Source organism: Halonotius aquaticus (genome assembly GCF_003605575.1).
Classification (GTDB): Archaea; Halobacteriota; Halobacteria; order Halobacteriales; family Haloferacaceae; genus Halonotius; species Halonotius aquaticus.
Window position 1 is genome coordinate 350,166 of the sequence record NZ_QKNY01000018.1, and the last position, 17,227, is coordinate 367,392.

The window sequence follows — 17,227 nt, forward strand, 5'->3', positions numbered from 1 at the left end:
ATCACCGAACCGACCTAAAAGTAGCGTGTGGCCAGGGTGGGCAAGGCAGCAAGCACCCCAACCGCGCCACGGAGCGAACGCTTGATAGGCCGTCGGGCGGAGTGGCCTGTATGCTCGTAAGCTTAGAGGGCCTCGACGGCAGCGGCAAGACGACCGTCTGGGAGTCCCTCCAAGAGACCTACCCTGAGGCCGTCTTTACCCGTGAGCCGACCGAATCGTGGTACGGCGACGCGGTCTCCCGATCGATCAGCGCCGATGACGCCGATCCGCTGGCGGAGCTGTTTCTGTATACCGCCGACCATGCCGACCATCTCTCGCGGGTCGTCCGACCGGCCCTCGCCGACGGCAACCTCGTCATCTCGGATCGCTACAGCGACTCCCGATACGCCTATCAGGGGGCAACGCTGGCTGACAGCGAGATCGACGACCCCGTCGCCTACGTCCAGTCGATCCACGAACCGTTTACGCACACCCCGGCGCTGACGATCTATCTTGATATCGATCCTGAAACCGCCGCCGAGCGCAGCGGGAAGACCAACAAATTCGAACAGTCGGAGTATCTGAAGCGGGTGCAGCAAAACTACGAGCGGTTGATCGACGCCACCCCCGAGCGATTTGTGCGGGTCGACGCCAGCCAATCACCGGACAAGGTTCTCGCAGACGTACGCGCGCAACTCGACGCAGTCCTGTAGCCGTAGCGTAGCCACGTAGTCCAGCATCCTATCGCTGTGGGAGTTCAACATCCTCCGGTTGGGCGACGTAGAGCAGATCGATCGTCATCCCGAGGGCGACCGGCAGCCCGATCAGAACGGCGAAAACCACCAGCGGCGAGCCAAGATTCGGGCCGAGACCAAGCCCACCGGTCACCACCAGCGTCGAGATGAACAGTAGGATCGGCGACAGGCCAAGCGAGTAGCCGATCCAGCCAGCCTGCGTGTCCAATCGAAGCCGGAAAAACCGCGTCATGACCGCCGCAAGGATCGTATGGACACACACCAGCCCCAGAAACACGCCGTAGTTGATGACTGCGAGCATACGCTGACTACGTGATGACGACTCTTTGCGGTGTCGACTGTCCTTGGCTGGCCGTGTCGTTGCCGCGCCATCACCCGGGGAAAGCATCGCAATCAGGGATACAGTTATGCGGGCCGAGCGTGTTAGGCTGCCACATGCAATTCGTTATCATCGGGGCCGGACGTGTCGGCCTCCGAACCGCCCGCGTGCTTCGGGAGGAAGGCCATGATGTGACCGTCATCGAGGCTGATCCAACGATCGCCGAACGCGGCCGCGAGGCTGGCTTCGACGTGATCGAGGGCGACGGCTCCCGCGAGTCGGTTCTTGAATCGGCTACCGTCGACGACGCCGACGCGGTCGGCGCGCTGACCGGTGATCTCAACGTCAACTTTGCGGCCTGTTTGATCGGCAAACATCACGGCTGCCGAACGGTCATGCGGATCGACGAGGACTACCGCGAGGGCATCTACCAGCAGTACGCCGACGAGGTCGACGAGGTCGTCTACCCCGAGCGACTCGGTGCGATCGGCGCGAAAAACGCCCTCCTCGGAGGGTCGCTGACCGCCATCGCCGATGTCGCCCAAAATCTCCAGATCCTCCGGATCACAATCACCGAGGAATCACCGATCCGCGGCTACACGCTCAGTGAGGTCGCCCTTCCCTCGGAATCTCGGATACTCGCCTTTGGCAAAGGCGAGGAGCCGATGGGGATTCCGCTGCCCGACAACTCGATCGAGACGGGCGACTCGCTGGCCGTATTGGCTGATTTCTCGGAGTTGGCGGCGGTACGGCAGCTCCTCGTCGGCGAGAAACCCTCCACCACGGTCGCGGCGGGAGGTGCCTAACGATGGTCACCGCCTACGTGCTCATCAAGGCACATACCAGCGAGGTCGACCGCGTCAAGTCGGCCATCGAGGGCTTCGATGGCATCGAGCGCGCCGATGTCGTCGCCGGCGACGTAGATTTCATCGCCACGCTATCGGTCGACTCGCCGGCGGCCGTGAAGGATATCGTCGCCACCGGGATCGGCTCGATCGACGGGATCGAAGACACCCAGACTTACATCGCGATGACCTAATCCGGCTCCCGGGTATTCAGCTGCTGCCACCAGCCGCCCGGGCCTGTTCGAGCAGCCCCGCAACCGGATCGGTGTAGGTGTAGCCTGGGATGATCCCTTGCACGTAGGTTCCTTCGACAAAGTCGATGAGTGCGGCCGCATCGTCGACGCCGCGCTCGACGTTTGTGTCGGTGAGCGTCACGGTCACGACAGCCTCGCGGTCGTCATGGGTGACCTGTGGGGTGAGCGCTCGTTCGGTGCGAAAGATCGCACCAACGTCGGTGACACGCCGCTCAAACGTTTCATACCAGCCGTCTTCGACGATCGGCGCGAGCTCGTCGTCGGTCACCGTGCTGAGCATCGGGACGGTCACTGTCACCGAAAATGAGACGCCGTCGTCGGTTGTTTCGGCGTCGACAACGCCATCGAAGGCGGTGGTCGTCGAGACGAAGGTCGTTTCCGCGTCCGAGTCCGGTTCAAACGCGCGGTGGGCGTCGACGGCGCGGGCAAGGCCAGCAGGCGGAGATGACATAGCATATCGAAGGAGCCACATCGAAAAAAGGCCTCTCTTCGGCCGTGACAAACGGCGTCACTCGCCGAACCCGGAATCATTAAGTATTGCCCACGATTACTCACAGGTGACGCTTCGCTTTGGAGGGCCGAAGCGTCAGCGGGGACCAATCTGAGGCACTTCGCCTACGCGGGACTTTTCTTGCCGCGTGGGCGGTATTGCCTTTTCAGACCACAATCGAGAGTGACCGCACCGCATAGCGCGTGCTGAAGTGTCTCGGACAGTGTCAATTTAAGTAGCTGGAATCTAGAGTTCCGATAACGTCTGATACCGCAGGGTTCAGGCGGGGTCAACCATGTTCAGCACGCCTACACACCGTCGGAAACGGATAGAGACGTTCGTAGTGTACATCACGATGGCGTTCGTCGCCGCCATCGTTGCAGGATACCTATCACAGCAACTGTTCCAGCTGCTGGGGCTCTGAATCGACTAAGCTCACAGCACCGCTGGGCCTCATTTTTAGCGCGTCTATACCGAGAGATAGCCGCTGCTGTCGCTTGGATATGTGATTCGAGGAACGGGATTCGAACCACGATCGCAGCGAAGCTGCCCCCTGTTTCGAATCCGTCCAGAACGATACGTGATCCTCACTGTCGTTCGGATACACGATGCGAGGGAAGGGATTCGAACTACGGTCGCTCGCTTCGCTCTCTAGTTCGAATCCAGACCGATTTCAGCCCTCGCTGTCGCTCGGGCATGAAATGCGAGGGAAGGGATTCGAACCCTCGGACCCCTACGGGAGCGGGTCTTAAGCCCGCCGCTTTTGGCCTAGCTCAGCCACCCTCGCGCGTCTATCCGTTCTCCGATCGGACAAAAGTCGGTTTCGGTTGGTGCCCTACCAATCGACGCTGAGCGTGCCATCGCCGTGAGGATCAGGTGCGATCTCGATATCCTGCTCGCGGTCGATGATGTGAATCACACCGCGATCCTTCTTTGCCGGACAGAGTTCGGCGGCCCGAATATTCTCCTCGAGGTCGGATTCATCGAGAAAGTACGCTCGCGGGGAGGCAACACCGGTTTCGAGATCGAGTTCCCAGTTGTCGGAGGCCTCCGCACACCGACCCGCGCCAAAGCATTTGTTGGCCTCGAAGATGATCTTGTATGGCTTTTCCTCGATCGGCGGGGCATCCTCAACGGTACCCACCTCACTTGGGTTGGGGCGATCGTCACTCATAGCCCGGCATTACAACTGCGGGATCTTTCGTGTGTTGGTTTACTGGGCCACAGCGGGATGTTTTTGTCTTCGACGGCTGAACCATGTCTATGTCCCAACAGATGACGACGTTCGGCGAGTGGCCCCTGAAACGGCTGATGACGGAGGTCTGTGGCTCCGGGCATAAATCCGCCGACGATCTCACCCGCGAGCAAGCCCTCGAAGCCTTCGAGCGGATCATCGCCGGCGAACCCGATCCGACGACGCTGGGGGCGTTCTGGCTGGCCAACCGCTGGAAGCGCAACACCCCGACCGAGTTGGCGGCCTACACCGACCTGATGTGTGAACACGTCGACACCGCCGCGCCGGACTGCGACCCCGTCGACTGCGGGGCCAACTACGACGGCAAGGGCCGGTCGGCGATCCTCGGTGTCGGCGCGGGTGTCGTCGCCGCCGCCGCCGGCACCCCGGTCGTCGTCCACTCCGGCGACCGCGTCCCGACACAGAAACAGGACGCCTACAAACACGTTCTCGACGAACTCGGCGTCCCGACCGAGTTGAGTCCCCAAACGTCCGCCAAGATGGTCGATGCGACCGGGTTTGGATTCTACTACCAGCCCGCGTTCAATCCCACCATCGACGAGCTATTCGACCGCCGCGATCAGATGGGCGTCCGCACCTTCGTCAACACCATCGAGACGCTGGCCAACCCAGCCGACGCCGACGTGCATCTGGGCTCATTTTACCATCTCGCGTTTGCGAAAAAGGTCGTCGAGACGTTTCAGGAAAGCGAGCACCACACCCTCGACCGCGTGCTCATGTTCCAGGGGATGGAAGGCTACGACGATATCCGCCCCGGGCTGACAAAGGTCGCCGAATGGACTGCAGGCGATGATGATGACGCGGAGCGCTTCGATGATTTCGGGATCGAAACCGCCGACTACGGGATGAACTTCGACAGCGAGGATCTCCACGTCGACGACGTCGCCGCCGACTCCGCGGCGATCACCGAGGCGGTGGTGGCCGGCGAGCGCGACGATCAGTTCGCGGATGCGATCGCACTCAACGCAGCTCTCCGGATCTATGCGCGCGAGGATGTCGACTCCCTCGATGCAGGACTGACCGCCGCCCGCGAGGCCATCGCCGACGGGAGTGCAGCCGCCGTTCTCGACGACCTCCGCGAGTTCTAAGCGCCGATCGGCCGCCGGTTAGCTATCCTGCCGCAACAACACGACCATCGAAAGCCCCGACACCACCAGCAGCAACAGCGACGGGACGACGGCGTACTGATAGAAAGCGTTCTCCTGGGCCCGCCAGATCACGGTCACCAGCGTCTCAAATCCCGTCGGCCGCAAGATTAGCGTTGCCGGGAGCTCCTTCATCGTCGTCAGGAACACGAGCGCGCCGCCGGCGACAATGCCAGGCGTGACCAGCGGCAGCGTGACCGTCCGAAACGCCCGCAGCGGCGTCTCCCCGAGCGTTCGGGCAGCCTCGACAAGCTTGGGGTCGACCTGTAGCGTCGAGGTGCGGATCGAGCCGACGGCCTGCGGCATAAATCGGACAACGTAGGCAAAGATCAACAGCGGCACGGTCTGGTAGATCGCCGGGAGGAGGGGCAGATCGAGGCCGTCAAACCCAGTCGCAAAGAAGACCAACGCCAAGCCGAGGACGATCCCCGGGACAGCAAAGCCGACGTAGGTCGCCCGTTCGAAGACCCGCGCCGCGAGTGAATCATGTCTGGCCGCGAGGTAAGCGACCGGGACGGAGGCGGCGACGGCGACGAGGGCGGCGGCGGCGGCGACACCGATGGAGTTTGTGACTGTCGACAACTGGAGGGCTAACGACGGCCGGGCAGTCAGATCCGCGGTCACAAACCACAGCCCAAGGATCCACAGCGGGACAAGCAGTGCCAACCCTGCGACCGCCGCCGGCAACAGGGTCGCCGGCCACCGCCAGACGCCAAGCGATATCAGCGGCTCCTCGCCGGCCGTCCCGACGCCGTCGCCGTGGCCGCCGCCATCAGCCCGAAGCCGGGATTCGATGGCGAGAATCACGAGCACAATCCCCAGCAGTTGTAACGAAAGCAGCGACGCATAGTCCTGGCCGAAAGAATCCAACTCCACGAAGATCTGCCGGGTAAACACCGGCAGTCGCATGATGACCGGCGTACCGAAATCCGAGACAGCATACAGCGCGGCCAGCAGCGCGCCGGCGGCGATCGACGGACGGACGTGCGGCAGCGTCACCCGACGAAACGCCTGCCAGCGACCGTGATTCAGCGTCCGGGCAGCCTCAAGCAGCGTCGAATCAAACGACAACAACCCGGCGCGAGCGGTGAGATAGACGTACGGATAGGTATACAGCGTGATCACCAGTATCGAGCCCGGAAGCCCATAGATCTCCGGGAGGCGGTCGATCCCAAGCGGTTGGAGGATCGCCTGGAACTCCCCGCGGGGGCCAAACGCCGAGACAAACGTGAACGCGCCGATGTAGCTCGGCACCACAAGCGGGAGGGCGACGACAACCGACCAAAACCGCCGGAAGGGAAGATCAGTTTGGACGGTCAGCCACGCCAGCGGCACGCCGATCAAAATCGACAGCCCGGTCACCCCGCCCATCAGCAACAGCGTGTTGAGCAACACGTCGGCGGTCGCCGGACGCGCAAGGAGATCCCACGCTCGGTCGGGCGCAACGCGGATCGCCTCAAGTACCAGCCACGTCAGCGGCACCAACAGCGTCGCCGCGATCGCGCCGGCCAACAGCGTGAGCCCGACTGATCGGTCACCACTGCCGTCGGCGATGGCACGAAGTCGGTCGATGGGTGAGGTCATCGGTAGAGGAGACGGTAGGTGAGCGAAACAGTTCCGAGGGGACAACGGTATCGGTTCCGTTCTGTCGGCGGTCGGATTCCAACGGATATAAGGTTTAGGTTTACCTAATCCGCCCATGGAACTGACCCGACGCGATGCTGCTGCCGCGCTCGCTGCCCTCGGGGCCGGCGGCGTCGCAGCCGTCGCTGTCGGTCGCACCGACGACAACGCTGGCCAGCAGGCCGACGATATCGACGAGGCGGCGATCCGGACGACGATGGTCGCCGCCGCCGAGGTCGTCTATCCGAATGCCGTCTCCGGGGTCGACGAGTTTGTCAACGCCTTCCTCGACAGTCGACTGGCCGGCGATCGCCACGCCGCCGCCGTCAACAATGCGGTCGCCGCCCTCAACGACCGCGCCAACTCGTGGTACGACGACCGGTTTGCCGATCTCGATGCCGACACGCGTGATGCAGTGCTCCGGGAGATGGCGGTCGACACGGCTGAACCGCGCCGGGAGGGAGCGACCCGGGAGACGGTGCGATACTACGTCGTCAACGAACTCCTGTTGGCGCTTTACAGCTCGCCGACCGGCGGCGAGTTGGTCGGCATCGAAAACCCACAGGGGTACGCCGGCGGGATCGGCAGCTACCAACGGGGGCCGACACCGTGAGCGGGCGACCACCAGCCGAAGACATCGAAAACAGCGCGGGCGCGACTGACCGCACGCCCGTCGACAACGCCGACGTGTGTGTCGTCGGCGCGGGGCCGGCGGGCGCGCTCGTCGCCGACCGCTTAGCTGATGCCGGCCACGAGGTGGTCGTTCTCGAAGCCGGGCCGCGGTTCGATTTTGACGACCGACTCGCCCGCCAGGAGAAGGCGATCCGGCCCACCTACGACCGCCCCGACGTGTGGGACAGCGATCCCGAACGCGACGCCCACTCGAATTCGGGTGAATGGATCTACCCACTCAACCACGCCCGGGCGAAGGGCGTCGGCGGCTCGACGCTGCACTGGCAGGGGATGGTGATGCGGCTCCACGAGGCTGATTTCAACTCGAAGAGCGAACGGGGTGTCGGTGCTGATTGGCCAATCGACTACAGCGACCTCCGATCGTACTATCTCGCCGCCGAGCGTGCGATCGGCGTCGCCGGCGGCGACAACCCCTTCGCGCCGCCACGCGAGGAGCCCCGCCCCATGCCGGCGTTTGAGCCCTCCTACAGCGACAGCCTGTTCGCGGAGGCTTGCGACGAACTCGAAATCGCCATGCATCCGGTGCCGAACGCGCGAAACTCCGAGCCCTATGACGGCCGGAGCAGCTGTGTCGGCTACGGTACCTGCCAGCCGGTCTGTCCATCGGGGGCGAAATACGACGGCACCGTGCATATCGAGTCAGCCGAAGACAAAGGGGCGACTGTCATCGACCGTGCCGCCGTCCAGCGGCTCGATCACGACGCCGACCGAATCACCGCCGCAACCTACGCGACGCCGGACGGCGAGCATCGACAGGAGGCTGATGCCTTCGTCCTCGCGGCTGGTGGGGTCGAGATCCCGCGGCTGCTCCTGCTCTCGGAATCCGACCAATACCCCGATGGCCTCGCCAACTCCAGCGGTGCGGTCGGCCGGTTTTTCATGGATCACCTCTTTGCGGGGATGGGTGGCACGCTCGATGAGCCGACCCGACAGAACCACATCGGCTTTCTCACCAGCGAGAGCCACCAGTTCTACCACGAGGCCGACGACAAGTTTGCACCATTTAAACTCGAATTTTTCAATTATGCTGGCCCCTCACCGGTCGAGATGGCGCTCACAGGCGACGACTGGGGTGACGACCTACTGGAGCGGCTGCAGGACGGCTACGGCACCCACATTGCCATGGGCGGGTTGGTCGAGCAATTGCCGCGTGAGGACAGCTACATCGGCCTCGACGAGTCGACGACCGATAATCACGGTAATCCGGTGCCGGATGTCCACTGGAACGTCGGCGACCGGGCCTTACGAACCATCGAGCGCGCAAACGAGATCCAGCGGTCGATTCTCGACGAACTGGGCGTCGAGATCGAATGGACAGCCGGCCCCGACAGCACCGGGCCAGCCTACCACCACATGGGGACGACCCGAATGAGCGACGATCCGGCCGACGGCGTCGTCGACGCCGACTGTCGCACCCACGATCTCGATAACTGCTGGATCGCTTCTAGCTCCGTGTTTCCGACCGGCGGCGCGATGAACCCCACGCTGACGATCGCCGCTCTCGCGCTCCGCGTTGCCGATGCGGTCGATACGGCGGTGTGACAGCCGAACTATCCTATTTTAGGTAAACCTAAAAGTATAAACCGGAGCGGCCAAAACGGCAGGTAATGAGTCACGGACTGCAGCACGAGGCCGACACGGAACCGCGGACAAACGGGGCTGAACACGCCGACGCGAGCGTCGAGGGTGACAACACGGAGACAGACCGGTTCACATTCGACGACCTAAGCGTCGTGATGGGCACCTACAACGAGGAGGCCGCCATCAGCACTGTTCTCGACGACATCGAGCGCGTCACCGACGGCAAGGCCGAGGTCGTCTGCGTTGACGGCTCCTCGGATCGCACGCCCGAGATCGCCCGCGAGCACGGCGCACGCGTCATCGAACAGGAGCCACAGGGGTACGGCGTCGCCGTCAGCGCGGCGATCCACGCCGCCGACCGGCCGGTTGTCGTCACCACCGACTGCGACGACACCTATCCGATGGAACAGCTTCCCGAGTTCCTCGACGAGATCAACGACGGCGCGGATGTTGTCAGCGGCGACCGACTCTACCACGGTGCGGAAGCGATGCCGGGTTTCAACCGGTTTGGCAATCAGGCCTTCGCCGCGATTGCGAGCGTCCTGATGGGCGAGCGCGTCCACGACACGACGACCGGAATGCGCGCCTACCGGAAGGAGGTCATCGACTCCATCGAGTGGACCGAGAACACGGGGCTCTCAGCAGAACTCCTCATTCGCCCGCTCATGCGGGGCTACGAGGTTCGCGAGGCACCGATCAGCTACGCCGAGCGCGCCGGCGAAACAAAGCTTGATCCGATTCAGGGCGGCGCGGAGATCGCAAAGTCGATCCTGAAGGTTGGTCTCGAAGAGCGGTTCCGATAGTTCACGCCTGCTGTGACAACTTAGCCGCGATGGACGATGGCGATATCGCAGTCGAGTTCTTTGAGCTGTTCGAACGTCGGCGCATCAATGATCCGGGAGACGACGGTACGGTCGGTGCTTGAGCCGAGGATCGTGAGATCGTAGTTGTCGGCGTGTACTGAGAGAAACGACTCCAGTGGGCTAGTTGTGACGCGTGTTTCGATGGCTCGTTCGAAGGGTTCGACCAGATCGGCGACCATCGCCTCGGCGGTACGGCGGTCACCCTCGCTGTCGATGCTGTGACAGACCGAGACGTAGCTCATCTCACCGGCGAGTCGTTCGGCGAAATCCAACATCGCGTGGGCCACCTCGCCGTAGTGTTTGATCGGGACGAGGAGCCGCCGCCAGCTCGTCCGCTCGCCGTTGCTCCGAAGCACCACCACATCAAGGGTCGAATCAAACAGACCCCTGATGAACCGCGTCAACTCGCCGTCGGCGGTCTGGTAGGGCGTGACCACGAGATCGCAGTTCGTCTCGGTGGCGGCTTCGACGGCGATCCGAGCATCGTCGGGCTCGCCGGCAACGACAACGACCTCACAGGGGATATCGAAGCGGTCGCGGAGGGACTCGGCGTGGGATTCGAGCGATTCGGCTGTCTCGCGGGCTGCTGCCGGAAGATCGGCGGCGGCAGTCGAGACCCGTCCGTCGGCAGCCGAACCGGTCGCCGCACCCCCGGTCGGTGTCACTCGCCGGAGTTCCGCCCCGCCGTCGGTATCAACGGCGTCGTCGGTCGCGTGTTCTCCATCGTTGACGACGCCAAAGAGGACGAGCTTCCCGGTTTCGTGGGCGGCGGCGAGCTGTGCGCCGAAGGTGGCGACGGTGTCGGCTGTCTCGCCGCGCATCGGGACGAGCACCTGATCGTCGGCGTGGGTGGTCTGGTAGAGGTAGTCGGCGCGCTGTTCGTAGATCTCCCGCCGCCAGACGACAAAGACGCCGACGACGATCAGCGAGGAGGCGAAGACGCTCACGACGTAGACGAACTGGGTGACCCCTGAGACGAGCACCAGCAACGCCGTCGAAAACGCCTGTGACTCCTCTAAGTCAAGCGCCCAGGTCACGATCCCGGTCAACAACACGCCGAAGGCGGCCGCCCCCGGGTTGATCTGGAACGTCTCAGGCGGTACCCGATACCAGTACCGCGCGCTGACGGCGAGGGCGACCCAGCCACAGACCGCACCCATCGTCATCCCGCCGACAAACCGCCGCGGCGAGGCGTACTGCGATTCGGGCTCACGAAACAGCGTGAACGCGCCTGAAACCAACGGGGGAAACAGCAGGAACGGAAGTAGGTCGATCGTGTTGGCGAGCCACGTCACCAGCCCGATCAACAGCGGCACGACCAACAGCAGCGAAAAATGGATGAAGTTCCGGGTATCCTCAAGCCAACTGCGGAAATCACGTCGCTTTCGGCGAACGAGTCGCAGAAGCCGGCGAAAAGCCGTTCGGAGCCGGAGCCCAAGCGACGACATAGCCACGGAGAGGGACGGTATCGACAAAAAGCCACGCCTCAGTGGCGGCGACACCGCTCAGCCAGTCGTCGTCACCGTGGTCTCGAAGTCGACCCACTCAGGGTGAGCCGTCGGATCGTCGGGGAGATAGGCGTCTTCCGGATCACAGTCCGTTGTGAGCCGACAGACACGCCGCTCCGCTGGGGTGACCGCCTGCACGCCCGCCGGCGTCGACTGCACCGCCGTCCACTGCTGGTAGGTGTAGGTGTTGCCACCGGTGTCGACCAGGGTGACCCGGAGACCGACGTTCTCAGTCGGATCAATCGGGACTGACGTGTTGCCCGCGACGGGCGTCCCGTCGACACCGACCAGTCGGGCCGAGCCGTTGTCGAGCGTCCAGTTCGCGGTGATCGTCTCGCCGGGCGCGTCGATATCGCGGATCACTGTCTCATCGTCAACTTCGAGCGCGACGATCGCTCGCGTTACCTGCTCGGCGACACCGACCTGCGTGTCGGCCTGTAGTGATTCGCCGGTCGGCGTCGACAGCGACTCCAGTTTCGGGGCGACATGTTGGTCGGGATTCGGCGTCCACACCCCACGGTAGGCAAACCGGTAGACCGACCGGTTCGGATAGGCCGCCAGCACCTCGAAGTTCCCCGCCGCGTCGCGGTCGCGGGCGTAGACCACCTCGCCGTCGAAGCCGGGGTCGTTCCGTAACGACTGGAAGGGGTGGTTCTGCCAGGGGCCGTAGGGATCGGGAATAAACACGAGAGCGTTCTCGAAGTCGGCCGACTCGATTGGCTCGTAGGCAGTCTCGTACTTCTCGGTGTAGGCCATGTTGCGGTCAAGCGGTTCGGCAACCGCGCCCGCAGTCGCGCCGCCAACCGCGAGGGCGGCGACAAGCGCGACAGCGACGGCGATACCCCGGGCAGCCGCGGGCGACGTGACAGTAGCGAGACGGTCGAAAGCGGCCTCCTCTCGGAGCCACCGCCAGCTAGCGACGAGGCCGAGCGCCGCAAAGATCGACAGCGGCACCAAGAGATCGAAGTAGTAGAACGGGCCAAAATGCGAAACCAGGCCGTTGGCCGGATTGTCCAACTCGGCGAGCATGTTGTGGGTGCCCCAAAACGGGATGTTGCCGAGCGGCACCGACACGAAGAGTCCCGCGAGCAGCAGGCCCGCCGTTGAGCCCCACTCGCGGTCGCGCTTTCGCCACCACCGCGCGGCGACGAGCAGGCCGCCAGCCGCCGCCAGTGTCCCGATGACACCGCCGACGAACCACCGGGTGCCGAGAAACTGCAGCGCGTAGCGGTTGGACTCGATGGCGAGTGCAAGCGTGTAATCAACGGAGTAGCCGAGGATTTCACGGAACCCGAACCCCGGCCCGTCCAACGGCGCGAACGCCTGATACGGGAAAGTCAGCGGCGCGCCGGTGAGGACGGCGTTGTACGCGAGTGTGAGCCCAACAAAGGCGCTCCCGCCGATGCCGGTAAGCGTGTTGCGCTGGATCGGGGTCGGCAGCGACCGGAACCCGGCTCGACTCCCAGCCAGCCGCACCTGCCGCGTTAGCGAGCGGTCGTCGACCCACAGTTCGCGGGTAACTGACCACAGCGCGTGGATAATGAACGGCGCGGCGAACAAAATCGCCGTATAGGGCCGGGCGAACGCGGCGAGCCCGATAGCGACCCCGGCGGCCGCGGCCGCCCGCAGCGACCCGGTTCGGACACCGTGGAGATAGGCAACCGCAAACGAGAGATTCAGCAGCGTCGTCGGCGCGTAGGGCAGAAACACCGACGACGTGAACAGCGTCATCGGCGACGCCGCGAACAGCACGCCCGCCAGCAGCCCGACGCGGCGGTCGGCAACCATCGAGCCGAGGATCGCCACGAGCACTGCGTTGCCGGCGGCGACGACCGCCAGCGTCACCCGTGGTTCGTTGAAGAGGGCCATCGAGACCGCAACCATCGCCGCTGGTACGGGGTTGTACTTCGGGTAGAGCTCGCCGCCGTCCGCGATAAAGAACCAGGGCCGAAACACGTCAGCGAGATCGCCGCCGGCCAGCGTGAGTTGGCCCTCAAGCAGCATCGACGCCTGCATGAGGTAGACCCCCTCGTCGTGATTGACCGAGTGATACGGAAAGACGAAGACAGCGATGAGAAAGACGGCGATCCCCGCACTCACACCGAGGGTGAGGTAGCTGGCAGTGCCCGAACCGATCCGGCGTCGAAGCCGGCTGACGCGGGTGGCTGCGTCAGTACTAGTGAGGCGACGAAACTGCTGTCGGAGCGGCCGAGCGACAATCGCCAGCAGGGAACGCAGGTCGAACGACACGGCCTACGTGCTGATACCCACGTCGCGCATCAGGTCGATCGTTGCCCGGACGTTGGAGAGCTCGGCGATATCGAACTCCGGCACATCCAACTCGTCGACGGTCGGGAGATCACCGACCGGTTCGACCTCGGGGATGAGCGGGTATTCGAACGTTTCGACCGCAAAATACTCCTGGGCTTCCGCCGAGAGGAGATGTCGAACGAAGTTTTGGGCGAGTTCGGGGTTCGGGGCCGTGTCGACGACGGCCGCGCCGGCGACGTTGAAGATCGCGCCGGCGTCGCCGCTGGTGAAGGCGGTGTCGATCGGCGCGCTCGGGGAGCCATCGAGGACGCGCTGGATGTAGTAGTGGTTGGTGAAGCCAGCGTCGAGTTCGCCGTTGGCGATCGCCTGGGCGACCTGGAACTCGTCGGCGTAGGGAGTGATCCCGGCGTCGACGACGCCCTCCAGCCACTCGCGGGTCGCCTCCTCACCCTCGAAAATGCGCATCGCAGTGACGAATGCCTGACAGGAGCCGTAGGTCGGGGCCCATCCGAGGTCGCCGTCGAACTCGGGGAAGGCCATGATGTCGTCGGGGATGTCACCCTCGCTGTAGGCGTTAGTGTTGAACGGGACGGTGCGGGCGCGGCCGGAGGTGCCGACCCACTGGTCGGTGCGGAACTCCTCGCTGACCGTCTCCTGGATCTCCGTCGAGAGGGTCTGGGTGCGGCCGGCGTCGGCGAGCGCGCCGAGGTTGCCGGCATTGACCGTGTAGAACACGTCAGCCGGCGAACCGTCGCCTTCGGTGTCGATCGTGTTGACGAGATCGCTGCCACCGCCGTAGCGAACGCTCGGCGTGAAATCCGGATAGGTCTCGTCGAGGAACGAGATCAGCTCGCCGACGAGGAACTCGTTGCGGCCGGAGTACAGCTCCAACTCGCCTTCGAGATCCGGGAGTTCAGCGATCGGTGTCCCACCGGGGGCTGGCCGACCGGCGCGACCGGAGCCGATCTGCCCGATCGAGGAATCGGTTGGCTCCTCGGTTGCCTCGCCGTCATTGCCGGTACAGCCGGCGATCGCAACCGCGCTGACGCCGGCTGCGCCTGCGAGAAACCGCCGTCGACTACTGTGTGTCAGTCCATTGCCGTCCGCGTTCTGTGTCATATTTTTAGGTCTACCTAAAACAACTTATACTCACTGGTTCGCTGTCGGGGTTGTCTCGGCGAGCGCGTCGAGGCAGTCGAGCCAATCGCCCATGAACTCGCCGACGTAGTTGAAGAACTCGCCGTTGTTGTACTCGTCCCAGTCGCCGCCTTCGAGTTCGTCAGCCATCGCCTCGAAGATCGCGGCGTAGGCTTTCGGATCAGCACCGAAGGCGTCACCTGACTGGTCGACGGCCGCGGCAGCTTCCTCGCCCACGTCGTCGATAATCTCCCAGAGGTGTTCGTTGAGTTCCAGCCCCGGCACCTCGTTGTTGAGGTCGTCGAAGGTGCTCCGGGGGGCCTTGTTGTGCTCACAGAGCGGTTCGCCGTTGTAGATCTGCGTGCCGAGGATGTCGCAGGCGCGTTTGAGGAAGACGCCCGACCAGATATCGTCGAAGCGGCCCACGTCCCACTCGTTTTCGTCCATCGGCAGCTGGTAGAACGCCGGAATTACCTCCCGGCGGAAGGCGAGATTCATCGAGCAGACGGTGAGATAGTTGCCCTCTTTTGCGACGAAATCGCCGTCGTAGTCGTCCTTCGAGGTTCGGGTTTGGGCTTGGCCCTGTAGGTCGCCGTCCATCAAAATTCGGACCGCGTCGAGGTCGGGCACGTTCGTCCAGAGGCCTTGGGAGGCGACGATCTGCTCGGCGTGGGCCTGCTCGGTTTCGACGCTCTCGTGCATCGCCGAGTAGGGGTAGCCGCGCGGATAGAGGTCGTGTTCGTCGGCGTTCTGATAGAGGACGTTCACCCACTGCTCGTCGGAGGAGACGGTCTCGATCTCGCCCTCGAAGGCGAGATTGTCGAGGTGGGTGCCGAAGAAGTCCCACTCGTCGTGCGGGAGGGTGTCGTCGTCGATGAAGAAGCCGTAGTCGTAGTCACCGGCCCACATATACAGGAGCCCAAAGCTGGTCTCGGCGTGGCTGGCGGCGGGGACGATGTGGCTGTACTCGCTCACACCGTGGGCCTCGTACCACTCCTCGCGGCGCGTCCCATCAAAGACTTCGCCGGCAACGTCGTCTTCCTCTTCGAGCATCGCTTCCATCTCGTCGGTCTCACAGAAGTCCTCGGTGACGAGGATCACATCCAGCCGCGAGAGATCGAAGCCGTGTTTGCGGGCGTTCTCGAAGTACGACCGCATACACTCGTACTCGCGGATCGTCGGCACGATAACGCAGATGTCTCGGCTCATTTGGGTACTCACCATTCTTTAGGTGATCCTAAAAGGTGTGTCGGATTCAGTCGTCGGGGCTGCTCGTCGCCTTGCCGCTGCCGTCGGCTCGGGCCTCGCCGGTGACGGGCGGCTCCGTCGCGGTCGCCGCTGTCGCGTCAGCATCACCGCCAGCATCAACGTCGCTACCGCGCCGGGCGGCCGTCGAGGGGTCGATCCCGAGGACGGCGACGGCGACACCGCCACCGACCAGCGTCACCGCGTTTTTCAGGGCGTGGTCGACGACCGCCGCGGCCAAGGCGAGACTCGCCCCAAGCGGTGTCAACGCGACGACCAACCCGGTGAAGGCAGCCTCGTAAAGGCCGACACCTCCCTGCGACAGCGGTAGTACCTTGGCGAGGTTGCCGACGCTGACCGCCAGCGTGCCGACCGCGAGCAACGGGCCGACCGCCAGCCCGCTGTCGAGTGCGGCGAGGACGAGCACCGCGGTGGCGACATCCAGCGACCAGATCAGCAGGCTGCCGCCGCCGATAACGGCGACCGCCCGCGAATCGCGGGCGACGACGGCGATTTCGGCCGCAAAATCGAGTGCGGCGTCAACCACAGTCTGCAATCGTGGCCGCCCGGCGACAGTGTCGCGGAGTCGACGACCGAACCGACGGCTGCGCGAGCGGTTCGCGTTGGCGACGCCGAGCGTGAGCACGCCAGCGATGAGCGTCACCGCTGCAACGGCGACGGCCCCCAGCAGCGCGGTTTGGGTGTCGCCGGTGGTCAGCGCCGCCAGTGCGGTCGACTCGCCGGCGACAAGCCACGCGGTCGCGGCGGATCCCAACACGGCAATCGCAGCAAGGTCGAAGCCGCGTTCGACCGCCAGCGACGCGAAGCCCGCGGGGTAGTCCACGTCACGGCGCGCTTGGAGGACGTAGGCCCGCACCGCGTCGCCCGCCCGCGCCGGCACGACGAGGTTCGCCGTCTGGCTGAGGAAGACAGCCAGCGTGAGAAAGCCGGTTCCGAGCGGGTGGCCGGTCGTCGCCAGCACGTCGCCGTACCGTCGCCCCCTGAGGGGCCAGGAGACCGTGTAAACGGCGACCGCTGCCGCCAGCAGCCACGGATCGGCAGCCGCCATCTCGCCGGCGACGCGGTCGAACTCGACGTCCCGGAACGCAAACAGCAGGCCGGCGACGACGAGGACGGTGCCGCCGAGCATCAGGCGACGCTGCGTGAGGAACCCGCGATTGGTTGTCCCCGCGTCGTCGCCGTTGGTCATACACAGCCGTTCGTAGCGAGATATTTAAGCCCACCTAAAAATTGAGAGCGGCCG

The 17,227-nt window shown here is 64.2% G+C and carries 16 protein-coding genes and 1 tRNA gene; 7 read left to right on the forward strand and 10 right to left on the reverse strand.

What is annotated here, in order from left to right; all coding sequences use genetic code 11:
* Positions 1-110: 110 nt before the first annotated feature.
* Complete coding sequence (tmk, locus tag DM826_RS11420) at positions 111-692, forward strand: dTMP kinase (RefSeq protein ID WP_120103549.1); 582 nt, start codon at positions 111-113, stop codon at positions 690-692.
* Between the two features lie 28 nt (positions 693-720).
* Here tmk and DM826_RS11425 read toward each other — a convergent pair whose 3' ends face one another.
* Positions 721-1,035: a hypothetical protein gene (locus tag DM826_RS11425; RefSeq protein WP_120103550.1), complete on the reverse strand. Its 315-nt coding sequence runs from the start codon at positions 1,033-1,035 to the stop codon at positions 721-723.
* A gap of 134 nt (positions 1,036-1,169) precedes the next feature.
* On the opposite strand from DM826_RS11425, the gene DM826_RS11430 reads away from it, so the two are divergent.
* Both DM826_RS11430 and DM826_RS11435 read left to right on the forward strand, forming a co-directional pair.
* Entirely contained in the window at positions 1,170-1,859 is a 690-nt protein-coding gene (locus DM826_RS11430; protein WP_120103551.1) for a potassium channel family protein, read from the forward strand.
* Between the two features lie 2 nt (positions 1,860-1,861).
* Positions 1,862-2,092: an Lrp/AsnC family transcriptional regulator gene (locus DM826_RS11435; protein ID WP_120103552.1), complete on the forward strand. Its 231-nt coding sequence runs from the start codon at positions 1,862-1,864 to the stop codon at positions 2,090-2,092.
* A gap of 16 nt (positions 2,093-2,108) precedes the next feature.
* Here the strand turns inward: DM826_RS11435 and DM826_RS11440 are convergent, their stop codons facing one another.
* The 3 genes from DM826_RS11440 to DM826_RS11450 all read right to left on the reverse strand — a co-directional run bounded on the left by DM826_RS11440 (position 2,109) and on the right by DM826_RS11450 (position 3,816).
* Complete coding sequence (locus DM826_RS11440) at positions 2,109-2,603, reverse strand: DUF5813 family protein (RefSeq protein ID WP_120103553.1); 495 nt, start codon at positions 2,601-2,603, stop codon at positions 2,109-2,111.
* 741 nt (positions 2,604-3,344) lie between these two features.
* A tRNA-Leu gene (locus tag DM826_RS11445) sits at positions 3,345-3,429 on the reverse strand.
* Between the two features lie 48 nt (positions 3,430-3,477).
* Positions 3,478-3,816 carry a ferredoxin gene (locus DM826_RS11450; protein WP_120103554.1) on the reverse strand — a complete coding sequence of 113 codons (339 nt, stop codon included), beginning with the start codon at positions 3,814-3,816 and terminating at the stop codon, positions 3,478-3,480.
* Positions 3,817-3,905: 89 nt separating this feature from the next.
* Between DM826_RS11450 and DM826_RS11455 the strand changes: the two genes are divergently transcribed.
* Positions 3,906-4,985: an anthranilate phosphoribosyltransferase gene (locus DM826_RS11455; RefSeq protein ID WP_120103555.1), complete on the forward strand. Its 1,080-nt coding sequence runs from the start codon at positions 3,906-3,908 to the stop codon at positions 4,983-4,985.
* 18 nt (positions 4,986-5,003) lie between these two features.
* Here the strand turns inward: DM826_RS11455 and DM826_RS11460 are convergent, their stop codons facing one another.
* Positions 5,004-6,626 (reverse strand): ABC transporter permease, encoded by a 1,623-nt coding sequence (locus DM826_RS11460; protein ID WP_120103556.1) that lies wholly within the window; start codon positions 6,624-6,626, stop codon positions 5,004-5,006.
* Between the two features lie 115 nt (positions 6,627-6,741).
* Between DM826_RS11460 and DM826_RS11465 the strand changes: the two genes are divergently transcribed.
* The 3 genes from DM826_RS11465 (at position 6,742) to DM826_RS11475 (ending at position 9,742) form a co-directional block, all read left to right on the forward strand.
* Positions 6,742-7,278: a gluconate 2-dehydrogenase subunit 3 family protein gene (locus tag DM826_RS11465; protein WP_120103557.1), complete on the forward strand. Its 537-nt coding sequence runs from the start codon at positions 6,742-6,744 to the stop codon at positions 7,276-7,278.
* Positions 7,275-8,900: a GMC family oxidoreductase gene (locus DM826_RS11470; RefSeq protein ID WP_120103558.1), complete on the forward strand. Its 1,626-nt coding sequence runs from the start codon at positions 7,275-7,277 to the stop codon at positions 8,898-8,900. The genes DM826_RS11465 and DM826_RS11470 overlap by 4 nt, the downstream gene beginning before the upstream one ends.
* A 194-nt stretch (positions 8,901-9,094) precedes the next feature.
* Entirely contained in the window at positions 9,095-9,742 is a 648-nt protein-coding gene (locus DM826_RS11475; RefSeq protein WP_233735791.1) for a dolichyl-phosphate hexose transferase, read from the forward strand.
* Positions 9,743-9,762: 20 nt separating this feature from the next.
* Here DM826_RS11475 and DM826_RS11480 read toward each other — a convergent pair whose 3' ends face one another.
* From DM826_RS11480 to DM826_RS11500, 5 genes are read right to left on the reverse strand one after another with little or no spacing between them, the layout of a single operon-like run.
* Positions 9,763-11,250, reverse strand: a complete 1,488-nt coding sequence (locus DM826_RS11480) for an HPP family protein (RefSeq protein ID WP_120103560.1) — start codon at positions 11,248-11,250, stop codon at positions 9,763-9,765.
* Between the two features lie 57 nt (positions 11,251-11,307).
* A complete protein-coding gene (locus DM826_RS11485) occupies positions 11,308-13,560 on the reverse strand; it encodes an ArnT family glycosyltransferase (protein WP_233735788.1) in 2,253 nt (750 codons plus the stop codon).
* A gap of 3 nt (positions 13,561-13,563) precedes the next feature.
* Positions 13,564-14,700, reverse strand: coding sequence for an extracellular solute-binding protein (locus DM826_RS11490; RefSeq protein WP_120103561.1), 1,137 nt, complete (start codon positions 14,698-14,700; stop codon positions 13,564-13,566).
* Between the two features lie 30 nt (positions 14,701-14,730).
* Complete coding sequence (locus tag DM826_RS11495; RefSeq protein WP_120103562.1) at positions 14,731-15,927, reverse strand: alpha-1 4-glucan-protein synthase; 1,197 nt, start codon at positions 15,925-15,927, stop codon at positions 14,731-14,733.
* A gap of 46 nt (positions 15,928-15,973) precedes the next feature.
* The gene (locus tag DM826_RS11500) at positions 15,974-17,173 is read right to left on the reverse strand and encodes a lysylphosphatidylglycerol synthase transmembrane domain-containing protein (protein WP_120103563.1); all 1,200 of its coding nucleotides are present in this window, start codon (positions 17,171-17,173) and stop codon (positions 15,974-15,976) included.
* Positions 17,174-17,227: the final 54 nt, after the last annotated feature.